Source organism: Microbacterium sp. RG1 (assembly GCF_005347485.1).
In the GTDB taxonomy this organism is placed as follows: Bacteria; Actinomycetota; Actinomycetes; order Actinomycetales; family Microbacteriaceae; genus Microbacterium; species Microbacterium binotii_A.
The window spans coordinates 912,654-927,041 of record NZ_CP034121.1 but is presented as its reverse complement, the minus strand read 5'-3'; the positions used below and the strand labels follow the sequence as shown (position 1 = coordinate 927,041).

General features: G+C 68.9%; 14 protein-coding genes. All 14 read right to left on the bottom strand.

What is annotated here, in order from left to right:
• Positions 1-29: 29 nt before the first annotated feature.
• The 14 genes from EHF32_RS04405 to rpe are packed head-to-tail and all read right to left on the bottom strand — an operon-like array spanning position 30 to position 14,321.
• Positions 30-1,496, bottom strand: coding sequence for a glutamate synthase subunit beta (locus tag EHF32_RS04405; RefSeq protein ID WP_137416996.1), 1,467 nt, complete (start codon positions 1,494-1,496; stop codon positions 30-32).
• Positions 1,489-6,078 carry a glutamate synthase large subunit gene (gene gltB, locus EHF32_RS04400; RefSeq protein ID WP_137416995.1) on the bottom strand — a complete coding sequence of 1,530 codons (4,590 nt, stop codon included), beginning with the start codon at positions 6,076-6,078 and terminating at the stop codon, positions 1,489-1,491. Before gltB ends, EHF32_RS04405 begins: the two co-directional genes overlap by 8 nt.
• Positions 6,079-6,129: 51 nt before the next feature.
• The gene (gene lgt, locus EHF32_RS04395; protein ID WP_137416994.1) at positions 6,130-7,137 is read right to left on the bottom strand and encodes a prolipoprotein diacylglyceryl transferase; all 1,008 of its coding nucleotides are present in this window, start codon (positions 7,135-7,137) and stop codon (positions 6,130-6,132) included.
• A 41-nt stretch (positions 7,138-7,178) separates the two neighbouring features.
• The gene (locus EHF32_RS04390) at positions 7,179-7,646 is read right to left on the bottom strand and encodes a DUF805 domain-containing protein (RefSeq protein ID WP_137416993.1); all 468 of its coding nucleotides are present in this window, start codon (positions 7,644-7,646) and stop codon (positions 7,179-7,181) included.
• 43 nt (positions 7,647-7,689) lie between these two features.
• A complete protein-coding gene (gene trpA / locus EHF32_RS04385; RefSeq protein ID WP_137416992.1) occupies positions 7,690-8,475 on the bottom strand; it encodes a tryptophan synthase subunit alpha in 786 nt (261 codons plus the stop codon).
• Positions 8,472-9,740, bottom strand: a complete 1,269-nt coding sequence (gene trpB / locus EHF32_RS04380; protein WP_137416991.1) for a tryptophan synthase subunit beta — start codon at positions 9,738-9,740, stop codon at positions 8,472-8,474. Before trpB ends, trpA begins: the two co-directional genes overlap by 4 nt.
• Complete coding sequence (gene trpC, locus EHF32_RS04375) at positions 9,737-10,513, bottom strand: indole-3-glycerol phosphate synthase TrpC (RefSeq protein ID WP_137419111.1); 777 nt, start codon at positions 10,511-10,513, stop codon at positions 9,737-9,739. Before trpC ends, trpB begins: the two co-directional genes overlap by 4 nt.
• A 2-nt stretch (positions 10,514-10,515) precedes the next feature.
• Positions 10,516-10,746 (bottom strand): DUF6704 family protein, encoded by a 231-nt coding sequence (locus tag EHF32_RS04370; protein ID WP_137416990.1) that lies wholly within the window; start codon positions 10,744-10,746, stop codon positions 10,516-10,518.
• 41 nt (positions 10,747-10,787) lie between these two features.
• Complete coding sequence (locus EHF32_RS04365) at positions 10,788-11,393, bottom strand: Trp biosynthesis-associated membrane protein (RefSeq protein ID WP_137416989.1); 606 nt, start codon at positions 11,391-11,393, stop codon at positions 10,788-10,790.
• A complete protein-coding gene (gene hisI, locus EHF32_RS04360; RefSeq protein ID WP_137416988.1) occupies positions 11,390-11,746 on the bottom strand; it encodes a phosphoribosyl-AMP cyclohydrolase in 357 nt (118 codons plus the stop codon). The genes EHF32_RS04365 and hisI overlap by 4 nt, the downstream gene beginning before the upstream one ends.
• Positions 11,743-12,507 (bottom strand): imidazole glycerol phosphate synthase subunit HisF, encoded by a 765-nt coding sequence (hisF, locus tag EHF32_RS04355; RefSeq protein WP_137416987.1) that lies wholly within the window; start codon positions 12,505-12,507, stop codon positions 11,743-11,745. Before hisF ends, hisI begins: the two co-directional genes overlap by 4 nt.
• Positions 12,507-13,349, bottom strand: a complete 843-nt coding sequence (hisG, locus tag EHF32_RS04350) for an ATP phosphoribosyltransferase (protein WP_137416986.1) — start codon at positions 13,347-13,349, stop codon at positions 12,507-12,509. The genes hisF and hisG overlap by 1 nt, the downstream gene beginning before the upstream one ends.
• A gap of 43 nt (positions 13,350-13,392) precedes the next feature.
• A complete protein-coding gene (locus EHF32_RS04345; RefSeq protein ID WP_137416985.1) occupies positions 13,393-13,656 on the bottom strand; it encodes a phosphoribosyl-ATP diphosphatase in 264 nt (87 codons plus the stop codon).
• Positions 13,657-13,697: 41 nt separating this feature from the next.
• Positions 13,698-14,321 carry a ribulose-phosphate 3-epimerase gene (gene rpe, locus EHF32_RS04340; RefSeq protein ID WP_238343830.1) on the bottom strand — a complete coding sequence of 208 codons (624 nt, stop codon included), beginning with the start codon at positions 14,319-14,321 and terminating at the stop codon, positions 13,698-13,700.
• Between the last annotated feature and the right edge of the window lie 67 nt (positions 14,322-14,388).

Here is a 14,388-nt window from a genome sequence, read left to right as displayed (position 1 = left end):
TTTAGCGATGAAGGGGATGCAGGTTCAGCCTACGCGGGCTGCAACCCGATCGCGATATCGGTGGGCCGTACCGGAGCGGGCAATGCCGTCGAACCCATCAGGTAGCGGTCCACGGATGCGGCCGCCGCACGCCCTTCGGCGATCGCCCACACGATGAGCGACTGGCCGCGCCCCGCGTCACCGGCCACGAACACGCCGGGCGTGGTCGTCTGGTACGCGTCGTCGCGCTCGAGGTTGCCGCGCGAGGTGAACTGCGTCTGCAGCTGGCCCTCGAGCTCCGTGCGCTCCGGGCCCGTGAAGCCCATCGCGATGAGCACCAGGTCGGCCGGGATCTCCCGCTCGGTGCCGCTCTTGGGCACGCGGCGCCCGTCGACGAACTCCGTCTCGGCCACGCGCAGTGCGCGCACCTCCCCCACCTCGTTCGAGAGGAACTCGACGGTGGAGGCCAGGAAGACCCGTTCGCCACCCTCCTCGTGCGCGGACTGCACCTCGAAGATCGTGGGCGTGGTCGGCCAGGGCTGCGCATCCGGGCGGGATGCGGGAGGCTGCTTGCCGATGGCGAGGTTCGTCACGCTCAGCGCGCCCTGACGGTGCGCGGTGCCGATGCAGTCGGCGCCGGTGTCGCCACCGCCGATGACGACGACGTGCTTGCCCTCGGCCCTGATCTGGGTGTGGAGCTTCTCCCCCGCGACCGCGCGGTTCGACTCGACCAGGTACTCCATCGCGAAGTGCACACCCGCCAGGTCACGACCCGGGATGGAGAGATCGCGCGGCACCGTGGAGCCGGTCGCGACGACGACAGCGTCGTACCGGCTGCGCAGGTCGTCCCACGTGATGTCGCGTCCGATCTCGACGCCGGCGCGGAACCTCGTTCCCTCGTCCTGCATCTGACGAAGGCGGAGCTCCAGGTGACGCTTCTCCATCTTGAAGTCGGGGATGCCGTAGCGCAACAGACCGCCGATGCGGTCGTCACGCTCGAACACCGCGACGGTGTGACCGGCCCGGGTCAGCTGCTGAGCCGCGGCGAGGCCCGCGGGTCCGGAGCCGACGACGGCGACCGTCTTGCCGGTGAGCCGCTCCGGCGGCTCCGGCTCGACCCAGCCGTGCGAGAAGGCCTCGTCGATGATCGACACCTCGACCTGCTTGATGGTCACGGCCGGCTGGTTGATACCCAGCACGCACGCGCTCTCGCAGGGTGCGGGGCACAGCCGTCCCGTGAACTCCGGGAAGTTGTTGGTCGCGTGCAGTCGCTCGATCGCGCTGCGTCCCTCACCGCGCCAGGTCAGGTCGTTCCACTCGGGGATGAGGTTTCCCAGCGGGCATCCCTTGTGGCAGAACGGGATGCCGCAGTCCATGCATCGACCGGCCTGGCGGCGCAGCACTGCCGAGTCCCCGGGCTCATAGACCTCTTTCCAGTCCATGATGCGCACGGGAACGGGACGCCGCGCGGGCAGCTCCCGCTCGGTCACCTTCAAAAAGCCCTTGGGGTCAGCCACCGGTCACCTCCATGATGCGGCTCCACACGATGTCGCCGTCGGGGTCGAGCCCCTCCGCCAACGCCTCCTCGCGGGTCTGCAGCACCGCTGCGTAATCGCGCGGCATCACCCGCACGAAGTTCTTCACTTCCTCCTCGAAGTCTTCGAGGAGCGATGCCGCCAGAGACGAGTCCGTCTCCGCGGCGTGGCGTTCGAGCAGGTCCCGCAGGATCGCGGCGTCGCCGGATCCCAGCTCCCCCAGCTCGAGCTCGCCGGAGGCGAGCGACTCGCGGTTCACCAGGTTCTCGTCCAGGCGGTACACGTAGGCCGTGCCGCCCGACATCCCCGCGCCGAGGTTGCGGCCGGTCGTTCCGAGGATGACGGCGAGACCGCCGGTCATGTACTCGAGCGCGTGGTCCCCCACGCCCTCCACGACAGCGGTCGCACCCGAGTTGCGCACCAGGAAGCGCTCGCCCACGACACCGCGCAGGAACATGGTGCCCTGGGTCGCTCCGTAGCCGATGACATTGCCCGCGATGACGTTCTGCGAGGCGTCGAAGCTCGACCCGCGAGGCGGACGAACCACGATCTGACCGCCCGAGAGCCCCTTGCCGACGTAGTCGTTCGAGTCGCCCTCGAGGCGCAGCGTGATCCCCGACGGCATGAAGGCGCCGAAGGACTGGCCGGCGGATCCGGTGAGGTTCACGACGATCGAACCGCTGGGCAGCCCGTTCGCACCGCGCGCCTTCGTGACGTGGTGACCCAGCATCGTGCCCACGGCACGCTCGGTGTTGCGCACCGGCAGGGTGATCTCGACCGTTCCGCCGTGCGCGATGACGTCCTGCGCACGCTCGATGAGCGCGACGTCGAAGTGCTTCTCCAGCTCGTGCAGCTGCTCACGGGCGTTCCGTCGCGGCTCGTCGTCGGCGAACGCGGGGCCCTCCAGGACGGGAGCCAGATCGAGACCGCTCGCCTTCCAGTGCTCGATCGCGCCGTTGACGTCCAGCAGTTCGTTGTGACCGATCGCCTCGTCGAGCGAGCGGAAGCCGAGCTCGGCGAGGTACTCGCGCACCTCCTGAGCGATGAACTCCATGAAGTTCACGACGAACTCGGGCTTGCCGGTGAAACGCTCACGCAGAACCGGGTTCTGCGTCGCGACTCCCACCGGGCAGGTGTCGAGATGGCACACGCGCATCATGATGCAGCCGGAGACCACGAGCGGTGCGGTCGCGAATCCGAACTCCTCGGCGCCCAGCAGCGCACCGATGATCACGTCGCGGCCGGTCTTGAGCTGTCCGTCGACCTGCACGACCACGCGATCGCGCATGCCGTTGAGCATGAGCGTCTGCTGCGTCTCCGCGAGACCCAGCTCCCACGGCGTGCCGGCGTGCTTGAGGGAGTTGAGCGGGCTGGCGCCCGTCCCACCGTCGAAGCCGGAGACCAGGATGACGTCGGCCAGGGCCTTCGCCGTGCCTGCCGCGACCGCGCCGATGCCCGACTGGCTCACGAGCTTCGCATGCACCCGAGCCGACGGGTTCGCCCGCTTGAGGTCGAAGATGAGCTGCTTGAGGTCTTCGATCGAATAGATGTCGTGATGCGGCGGCGGCGAGATGAGCCCGACACCGGGTGTCCCGCCGCGGGTGCGCGCGACCCAGGGGTACACCTTCTGCGGGGGCAGCTGTCCACCCTCGCCGGGCTTCGCACCCTGAGCGAGCTTGATCTGGATGTCGTCGGCCTCGGTGAGGTACAGGCTCGTGACACCGAAGCGGCCCGACGCCACCTGCTTGATCGCGCTGCGCCGCTCCGGGTCGAGCAGACGCTCGACGTCTTCGCCGCCCTCGCCGGTGTTCGACTTGCCGCCGATACGGTTCATCGCGATCGCGAGGGTCTCGTGTGCTTCCTTCGAGATCGAGCCGTAGCTCATCGCTCCGGTGGAAAAGCGCTTCACGATCGACGAGATCGGCTCGACCTCATCGATCGGCACAGGAGGCCGCACGCCCGTGCGCAGGCCGAACATCCCGCGCAGCGTCTTGAGCTCGCTCGCCTGGTCGTCCACGAGCTTCGTGTACTCCCGGAAGATGTCGTAACGGCGCTCACGCGTCGCATGCTGCAGACGGAACACCGTGTCCGGGTTGAACAGGTGCGGCGAACCGTCGCGACGCCACTGGTACTCACCGCCGGTCCACAACCGCTCGTGCGCGCGGGCTGCCGCATCCTCCGGATACGCGAACGCATGGCGTGCCGCGTTCTCGGCGGCGATGACGTCCAGGCCGACGCCGCCGAGCTTCGACTCGGTACCGGTGAAGTACGACGCGATGAACTCCTCGGACAGTCCGACCGCCTCGAAGACCTGGGCCCCCGCATAGGACGAGACCGTGGAGATGCCCATCTTCGACATGATCTTCAGCACGCCCTTGCCGAGCGCCTTGATCAGGTTCTTGACCGCCTTCTCGGGCGAGATGCCCGTGATGAACCCGGCGCGCACGAGGTACTCGACGCTCTCCATCGCGAGGTAGGGGTTCACCGCGGAGGCGCCGTAGCCGATGAGGGTCGCCACGTGGTGCACCTCGCGCACGTCGCCCGCCTCGACCACGAGGCCGACCTTCATGCGGGTCTGGTTGCGGATGAGGTGGTGGTGCACCGCGGCGAGCATGAGCAGCGACGGGATGGGGGCCAGATCCGCGTTGGAATCGCGGTCGCTGAGCACGATGAACTCGGCACCGTCCTCGATGGCACGGTCGACCTCGGCGCACATCTGCGTCAGGCGCTTCTCCATCCCCTTCGCGCCGGCCTGCACGCGGTACAGGCCGCGGATGGTGGCGGAGGTGCGCCCCGGCAGCGCCGTGTCGATGTGCTGGATCTTCGCGAGCTCGTCGTTGTCGATCACCGGGAAGTCGAGGGTGACGGTGCGCGCGTGCTCCGCACCCCAGCTCAGCAGGTTCGGCTCGGGGCCGAGGCCCAGCGAGAGCGAGGTCACGACCTCTTCACGAATCGAGTCCAGCGGCGGGTTGGTCACCTGCGCGAACTGCTGGGTGAAGTAGTCGAACAGGAGCCGGGGACGCTCGCTCAGGACCGCGACGGGCGTGTCGCTGCCCATCGCACCCAGCGGCTCCGCGCCCGTCTGCCCCATGGGCGTCAGGAGGATGCGGACCTCCTCCTCCGTGTAGCCGAAGGTGCGCTGACGCCGCGTGATGGAGGCGATGGGATGCACGATGTGCTCGCGCTCGGGAAGCTCGGACAGGCGCACGCGCCCCGCATCCAGCCACTCCTGCCAAGGCTGGAGCGTCGCGAGCTCGTTCTTGATCTCGTCATCCTCGATGATGCGGCGCTGGGCCGTGTCGACGAGGAACATCCGACCGGGCCGCAGCCGGCCGCGGCGCTTGATGCGCTCGGGCTCGAAGTCGAGCACGCCGGTCTCGCTGCCGATGACGACGAGTCCATCTGTCGTCTCCGTCCAACGTCCCGGACGAAGACCGTTGCGGTCGAGGGTGGCGCCCACCACGGTGCCGTCCGTGAAGATCAGCGCGGCCGGACCGTCCCAGGGCTCCATCTGCATGGAGTGGTACTCGTAGAACGAGCGCAGCTTCGGGTCCATGTCGGGCTGCTTCTCGTACGCTTCCGGGACCATCATCATGATGGCGTGCGGCAGGCTCCGGCCGGTCAGCGTGAGAAGCTCCAGCACCTCATCGAACGACGCGGAGTCACTCGCTCCGTCGGTGCAGATCGGCAGAAGCGGACGGATGTCGCCGAGCACCTCGGACTCGAGCTGCGACTGGCGCGCACGCATCCAGTTGCGGTTGCCGTTGACCGTGTTGATCTCGCCGTTGTGCGCGACCATCCGCAGCGGCTGCGCGAGCGGCCACGACGGGAACGTGTTGGTCGAGTAGCGGGAGTGGACGACCGCGAGCTCGGACGCGAAACGCTCGTCCTGCAGGTCGGGATAGAACGGCTCGAGCTGCAGGGTCGTGACCATGCCCTTGTATCCGAGCGTGCGACTGGACAGCGAGACGAAGTACGCGTCGAGCTCGTTGCGGGCGCGCTTGCGCAGACGGAACACCCGACGATCCAGGTCGATGCCACTGAGCGCGGGCGCGTCTCCCACGGCCGGGCGGGAAAGGAACAGTTGCTCGAACGCCGGGCGCGCCTCGAGCGCCAGCTTGCCGAGATGCTCCTCCTCCGTGGGCACCTCGCGCCAGCCGAGCACCACGAGGTTCTCGCTCGCGGCGATGCGCTCAATGCCGGCCTTCTGCGCGGCGCGCTCCTCACCGTCGCGCGGCAGGAACGCGAGACCGGCCGCGTACTCCCCCACCGGCGGCAGGTCGAAGTCCACGACAGCGCGCAGGAACGCGTCCGGCATCTGCGTGAGGATGCCCGCGCCGTCGCCCGTGCCTGCGTCGGAGCCGATCGCGCCGCGGTGCTCCAGATTGCGAAGCGCCGTCAGGGCGAGATCGATGATGTCGTGGCCCGCCTCGCCGCGAAGGGTCGCGACCATGGCCAGACCACACGCGTCCTTCTCGAACGCGGGGTTGTACATGCCCTGCTTGGCAGGGAAGGCGCCGAAGCCCGCAGATCCGGGGGCGCTGTGACGGGGGCTCGAAGCCATACCAACCGTCCTCGATTGTTGCTGTTGCTGGGACGACGTCGGCCCGGAGAGTTACTTGGCGGCGGTGCTTGTGGCGCTGCCAGTGGTGATGGTTTCGTCGGCGGGGGGTGCGCTCACATCGACGAAGTCCTCGGTGTTCTGCGATTGTACAGCCGACTTGTCCACCCACTCGCGACCGGGCCGGTACGGCGAGGCCTCGAGGCCTGTGTGACGTACCTTCTGGACGACCAGGATGACGAGACCCAGGATGACGCCGAGGATGGCCGCCCACACGTTCGAGCGCAGTCCGAGGAACACCTCGCTCGGGTCGATACGGATGTTCTCCCAGACGATTCGGCCCGCCGAGTACCAGACGAGGTAGAGACCGAACTGACGACCCCACTGGAGCGTGAAACGCTTTCCTGCCCACAGGATGACGGCCGCGCCCAGGAGATTCCAGATCACCTCGTAGAGGAAGGTCGGCTGGAAAAGCGTGCCCTCTGGCAGTCCCACGGGGATCGCGTCGTTCGGCCGGGCGATCTCCAGGCCCCACCACCCGTCGGTCGGCTGACCGAACAGCTCCTGGTTGAAGTAGTTGCCGAATCGGCCCATCGCCTGGGCGATGATGAGCCCGGGAGCGAGAGCGTCGGCGAAGCTCCAGAACCGGATCCCCGTCCAGCGACAGCCGATGAGCGCGCCGACCGCGCCGCCGATGAGGGCGCCGTAGATCGCGATGCCGCCCTCCCAGATGGCCCACACGGAACCCGGCTCGAAGGGATTCCAGGTGTTCTTGCCGTCACCGAAGTAGAACCCCGGGTGCGTGAGCACGTGGAAGGCTCGGGCGCCGATGAGCGCGAGCGGAATCGCGAACAGCGCGATGTCCACGACGACCCAGGGCTCGCCGCCGCGCTTGGTCAGGCGCCTGTTCGTGAGGATGGTGGCCACGACGATGCCGGCGATGATGCACAGCGCGTAGAAGCGGATCTCCGGGCCGCCCGGCCACAGGTTGAATCCGTTGATCGGAGGGCTCGGGATGCTGGCGAGCACGCCTGCGGGCGCGCTCGTGAGGGCGAACGTCATGACGACGAGTCTAAAGGCGTCGATGGTGCGCTCGTGCGCGCTCAGGGATACCTGTCGAAGCGCGCGCCCTCGGGTCGGGAACGCTCAATCGTGAACACCAGGAGGACGATCGCGCCGATCAGCGGGATCAGCAGGATGAAGAACCAGAGCCCGCTGCGGTCGGTGTCGTGCAGACGGCGCCAGGTGAGCGCGAGACCGGGCAGCAGCGTGACCAGGGAGTAGAGCGCGGCGATGGCCCCGATGATCGTCGTCACGCCGGCGTCGGATTGCGCGCCGTTCCACACCACGTAGGGCGCGGGCCACGCGGAGAAGGTCAACGGGTCGCCGGCGGCGGTCGAGACGATCTGGAATCCGATCCCGACGAGGGCGTTCGTCAGCACCCACCACCAGAACTCGCTGCGGCTCGCCCGGCCCGCGAACGTCGCGTACTTGAGGAAGTAGCGCGCGATCGCCTGCGGCCAAGATGCTCCGTACAGCGGGAGCGACAAGGGGGTCGTGGAGGAGCCCACCTGCGCGACGCTACGCGAACAGCGCCCACCCCGCGAACCCGGTTCAGCGACGCGTGCCGTCGGCGAGGGCCCGGGCGGTGCGCCCCAGCTCCTCGAGTCCGCCGTCACGAAGGGCCCGCACCAGGGCGGTTCCCACGATCGCGCCGTCGGCGTACTCCAGGACGCCGGAGACCTGGTCCGCGTTCGAGATCCCGATGCCGACCGCGGCGTGCTCGACACCCTTCTCGCGCAGTCGCGCCACGAGTGTGCGAGCGGCCGCATCCAGTTCGGCGCGCTCCCCGGTGATCCCCATCGTCGAGACCGTGTAGACGAACCCGGTCGAGTTCTGCACGACGAGCTCGAGCCGCTCGTCGCTCGAGGTGGGTGCGGCGAGGAAGATGCGGTCGAGTCCCGTCCGCTCGCTCGCTGCGATCCACTCGGCAGCCGCCTCGGGAGTGATGTCGGGGGTGATGAGTCCCGCTCCCCCGGCCGCGAGCAGGTCGTCGGCGTATCGGTCGACGCCGTACTGGAAAACGGGGTTCCAGTACGTCATCACGACGACGGGAACGTCGACGCGGCTCGTGATCTCCTTGATCGCCGGGAACAGGTCGCGCAGGCGGAAGCCTGCGGCCAGCGCGGCCTGTGTCGCCTCCTGGATCACCAGGCCGTCCATCACCGGGTCGGAGTAGGGCGGACCGAGCTCGATGATGTCGGCGCCGTTCTCGGCGAGCACGACCGCCGCCTCGATGCTGGTGGCGATGTCGGGGAAACCGAGCGGGAGGTATCCGACGAACGCGCCCCGTCCTTCGGCGTGGGCGGCCTCGATGGCCGCTGCGACGCGTGAGCTCACAGCTCGGTCCCCTCTCCCTTTGCCTCGTCGGACGACGGCGGCACGTCGACCGGCGACCCCTCATCGCCCGCGGCGTCGTAGAGGTCGAAGTAGCGGGCGGCGGTGTCCATGTCCTTGTCACCGCGACCGGACAGGTTGATGGCGATGACCGCGTCGGGGCCCAGCTCCTTACCGATGCGCAACGCGCCCGCCAGCGCGTGCGCGGACTCGATGGCGGGGATGATGCCCTCGGTGCGCGAGAGCAGACGCAGCGCCTGCATGGCCTCGTCGTCGGTGGCAGGGATGTAGGAGGCACGACCGATGTCGGCCAGCCACGCATGCTCGGGGCCGACACCCGGGTAGTCCAGGCCCGCCGAAATCGAGTGGGACTCGACGGTCTGGCCGTCCTCGTCCTGGAGCACATAGGTCTTGGCGCCGTGCAGGATGCCCGCACGACCGCGTTCGATGGAGGCTGCGTGCTTCGGGGTGTCGACCCCGTCACCCGCCGCTTCGACGCCGTAGAGGGCGACCGACTCGTCGTCGAGGAACGCGTCGAACATGCCGATCGCGTTCGAGCCGCCACCGACGCACGCGAACACGGCGTCGGGAAGCCGGCCTACCTGCTCGAGGAGCTGTGCGCGCGCCTCCTCGCCGATGATCTTCTGGAAGTCGCGCACGAGGGCGGGGAACGGATGCGGCCCCGCCGCGGTGCCGAAGATGTAGTTCGTCGTCTCGACGCTCGCCACCCAGTCACGGTACGCCTCGTTGATGGCGTCCTTGAGGGTGCGCGAGCCTGTCGTGACCGGGATGACCTCGGCGCCCAGCAGCCGCATCCGCGCAACGTTCAGGGCCTGCCGCTCCGTGTCGACCTCGCCCATGTAGATCGTGCACTCGAAGCCGAACAGCGCAGCCGCGGTCGCGGTCGCGACGCCGTGCTGGCCGGCGCCCGTCTCCGCGATGACGCGGGTCTTGCCCAGGCGCTTGGTGAGCAGCGCCTGACCGAGGACGTTGTTGATCTTGTGCGAGCCGGTGTGGTTGAGGTCCTCGCGCTTGAGGAACACGCGTCCGCCGCCCGCGTGGGCGGCGAACCGCGGCACCTCGGTGAGCACAGAGGGACGTCCGGCGTAGGAGTGCAGCAGCTCCGCGAACTCCGCCTGAAAGGCGGGATCGACGATCGCGGACTCGTAGACCGCGGTCAGTTCGTCGATGGCGGCGATGAGCGACTCGGGCATGTAGCGCCCGCCGTACTGACCGAAGAAGGGTCCTTTGACATCGCGCAGACTCATGATCCAGCCTCCAGGAAAGCGTGCAGGGTCGCGACCGGCTCCGATGTCACGAGAGCCTCGCCGATGAGGACGACGTCCGCGCCGCCGGAGCGGTAGTGGCGCACGTCATCGGGAGTGAGGACCGCCGACTCGGCGATCTTGATCGCATCGCTCGGGAACGAATCGGCGAGACGGCCGAACAGATCGCGATCGAGTTCGAAGGTGCTGAGGTTGCGCGCGTTGACCCCGATGAGACGTGCTCCGAGATCGGATGCGCGAGACAGCTCTTCCGCAGAGTGCGTCTCCACGAGCGGCGTCATGCCGAGCTGGAGAACGAGCTCGTGAAGCTCCACGAGGAGCGGTTGCTCGAGGGCGGCGACGATCAGCAGCACCAGATCCGCCCCGGACGCCCGGGCCTCGAGCACCTGGTACGGCGTGGCGATGAAGTCCTTGCGCAGAACCGGGACCGAGACGCGCTCGCGCACGGCTTCGAGGTCGGCGAGGCTGCCCTTGAACTTGCGCCCCTCCGTGAGCACCGAGATCGCGCTGGCGCCGCCTTCTTCGTAACGGGACGCCTGGAATGCGGGATCGGGGATCGCCGCCAGATCACCGCGGGACGGGCTCGCCCGCTTCACCTCGGCGATGATCTTCACGCGGTCCGCGGGGGCGAGTGCCGCGAGCGCGTCGAGCGCAGCGGGACGTTCCAGCGCAGCGCGCTCCACGACCGCGAGAGGCATGCGCGACTCTCGCTCGCGGGCATCCTCCACTGCGCCGGCCGTGAGGTCGGCGAGCACCATCAGTGCTCTTTCGCGACGTACTTGGGGCCGTTGACGCCCCAACCGGCGCGGGCCAGAGCCCACCCGGTGATCAGACCCACGACGAGCAGACCGACCGACGCCCACACGAGCACGGGCATGTCGAGCACGAAGAACACCGTGCCCAGCGCGACGGCGACGAGCATGATCACCACGGCCGTCCAGGCTGCCGGGGAGTGTCCGTGGCCGGGGTCGTCGATGGAATTGCTCATGTCTCTCCTTCGGGTGCGGCCACGTGACGGCCGGATCCAGTCTAGCGGGGCGGGTCGGGGAAGGTCGGATCATCGCCGCGGGAGAGGTCGTCCCACGAGTCGATCGCGTCCAGCGGTGCGTCGTCGGCGGTGCCTGCCCGTCGGCGCGGTGCGTCGTATCTGCGCCCTCCGCCCGGCCAGCGCCACCCCGTGACGAGGACGAACGAACCCGCCGCCAGCAGCACGACGGCGGCGAGGAGAGCGGCGATGGGCCAGCCTGTGACGCTCGTGCTCGCGACGAGTGCCGCGACCGACGAGTCGCCGGTGATGCCGGTGGTCTCCGTCACGCTCGGGGCGTAGGCGTCGACGGGCGCGTCGAAGGCGACGGGAGCCGTGAGCAGCGCGATTCCGATCGCCGCAGCCACCGTCAGAGCGCCGAAGACGATCCGGAGCACCCGACCGACGATCGACAGCGCAGCGCCCAGCGCGAGCACAGCGAGACTCAGCGGCGTGAGCACGGGGATGGCGGCCGTTCCCGCGACCGCGACATCGGCGGCCGCGCCGTCCGTCAGCGCGACGTGGATCCAGGTCTGCGTGGCGGCCAGGGTGCTCACAGCCCCCGCCGCCAGGATCGCCAGTACCGCGCTCGAACGCGCGCGACGGATCACTCGCCGCCTCGAACGGGGTCCAGATCGTCCGCGTCGAAGCAGGTCCGTGTGCCGGTGTGGCAGGCGGGGCCGGTCTGTTCCACGGACAGCAGCACGGCGTCGCCGTCGCAGTCCAGACGAGCGCCGTGCACGACCTGGATGTGCCCCGAGGTGTCGCCCTTGCGCCAGTACTCCTGCCGCGACCGCGACCAGTAGGTGGCGCGCCCGGAGGTGAGCGTGCGCCGCAGTGCCTCCGCATCCATCCAGCCCATCATGAGCACCTCGCGGGTGTCCCACTGCTGCACGATCGCGGCGACCAAGCCCTGGTCGTTGAAACGAACCCGGGAGATGCGCTCTTCGACGCTCTCGCTCACCGCCGCACCTCGATCCCGTCGTCGACCAGTGCATCCTTGACGTCGCCGACCGTGAGTTGACCCGAGTGGAAGACGGATGCGGCGAGCACGGCGTCGGCGCCGGCGCGGATCGCGGGCGCGAAGTCACCCACGTGCCCGGCGCCGCCGGAGGCGATGACCGGCACGCGGGAGATCTCCCGCATCAGGGCGACGAGCTCGAGGTCGAAGCCGTTCTTCGTCCCGTCGGCGTCGATCGAGTTGACCAGCAGCTCGCCCGCACCGCGTTCGATCGCCTCGCGCGCCCACGCGAGCGCGTCGAGCTTGGTCAGAGTGCGGCCGCCGTGGGTCGTGACGGCGAACCCGGAGGGCATCCCCTCGGCGCGCTTGACGTCCAGCGAGAGCACGAGCACCTGGGCGCCGAAGCGGTCGGCGATCTCGTCGATCAGGGCAGGGCGCGCGATCGCTGCCGAGTTGACGCCGATCTTGTCCGCGCCCACCGCGAGCAGCCTCGCGACGTCCTCGTCGGAGCGAACGCCGCCACCGACCGTCAACGGGATGAAGACCTCTTCCGCCGTGCGGCGCACGACGTCATAGGTCGTCGCCCGCTCGTCGACGGTGGCCGTCACGTCGAGGAACGTGAGCTCGTCGGCGCCCTGTTCGAAGTACAGCCGTGCGAGCTCGACGGGATCTCCCATGTCGCGGAGGTTCTCGAAGTTCACGCCCTTCACGACGCGTCCCGCCGCCACATCCAGGCAGGGGATGACTCGGCAGACCAGACTCATCAGAGCCTCGCCGCGTGGATCTCGGTGACGAGGATCGCCCTCGCACCGATCGCGTAGAGCGCATCCATGACCTGGTTCACGCCCTTGCGCGGGCTCATGACGCGCACCGCCACCCACGACGGGTCCCGCAGCGGCGAGATCGTCGGCGATTCGATGCCGGGGGCGACGGCGATCGCGTCGTCGACGAGGTCGGCGGGCAGGTCGTAGTCGATGAGCACGTACTCGCGCGCGACGATGACGCCGCGCAGGCGGCGCAGCAACGTCTCGAGACCTGCGGGCTCCTGCGCGCCGGTGATCAGGACCGCGTCCGACTCCAGAAGGACAGGTCCGAAGATCTCGAGCCCCGCCTGACGGAGCGTGGTGCCGGTGGAGACGACATCGGCCACCGCATCGGCGACACCGAGCTCGACGGCCGACTCCACCGCACCGTCGAGCGGCACGAGGTCGACCGCGACGCCGTGCTCGTCGAGGTAGGCGTCGACGAGACCGGGATAGGCGGTGGCGACCCGCATCCCCTCGAGGTCGGCGAGCTCGGTGAAGCGGCCGGGAGGGCCCGCGAAGCGGAACGTGGAGCCGCCGAAGCCGAGCGCCTCGATCTCACGCGCGCCCGGCATGCGGGCGTCCAGCAGCAGGTCGCGACCGGTGATGCCGACATCGAGCGCACCCGAACCGACGTAGGTGGCGATGTCCTTGGGGCGCAGATAGAAGAACTCGACGTCGTTGAGCGGGTCGATGGCGTGCAGATCCTTGGGATCGCGACGGCCCTTGTAGCCCGCCTCGGCGAGCATGGCCGCCGCGGTCTCGGAAAGGGAGCCCTTGTTGGGCACGGCGATTCTCAGCATGGGGAAACTCTCGGGAAGGTGACGGATGCGGCGGGTGCGGGCATCAGAGATGTCGGTACACGTCCGCGGGCGTCAGGCCCTTGGCCAGCATGAGCACCTGCAGGTGGTAGAGCAGCTGGGAGATCTCCTCCGCCGCTTCCGTGTCGCTCTGGTACTCGGCGGCCATCCAGACCTCTGCCGCCTCTTCGACGATCTTCTTGCCGATCGCATGCACACCGGCATCCAGCTCCGCGACGGTGCCGGATCCGGCCGGTCGCGTCCGGGCCTTGAGCTCCAGCTCCGCGAACAGGTCGTCGAACGTCTTCACCGTCCTAGGGTACCGTCCGCCGACCGGCGCGGATGTCGCCCTCAGTGGCGGTGGGCCCTCGCATCGGCGGCCTGCGCCCGGAGGCCGGCGATCGCCGCATCCGGATCCGCCGCGCCGAACACGGCGGAGCCGGCGACGAACGTGTCCGCACCGGCGGACGCCGCCTGCTCGATGGTGGTCGGAGCGATACCGCCGTCGACCTGGAGCCAGACCGCCGAGTCGACCCGGCGCGCGGCATCGGCGAGACGGGCGAGCTTGGGCATCGTCTCCGGCATGAACGACTGCCCGCCGAAACCCGGCTCCACCGTCATCACGAGGATCTGATCGAACTCGTGCAGCAGCTCCAGAAGCGGCTCCTCCGAGGTCCCCGGCTTGATGGCCACCCCGGCACGTGCGCCGATCTGACGCAGCCGTCGTGCGAGGGCGACGGGGTCGGCGGCCGCCTCCAGATGGAAGGTCACCGATGCTGCGCCCAATTCCGCGTATCCGGGTGCCCAGCGGTCGGGGTCGTCGATCATGAGGTGTACGTCCAGCGGCACGGGACTCGTCGCCTGCACCCGCTCGACCATCTGCGGACCGAAGGTGAGGTTCGGCACGAAGTGGTTGTCCATGACGTCGACATGCACGAAGTCGGCACCGGAGATGCGACCGAGCTCCGCCTGCATGTTGACGAAGTCTGCGGCGAGGATCGAAGGGTTGATGCGGGGAGCGCTCACCCTGCCATTATCGGCG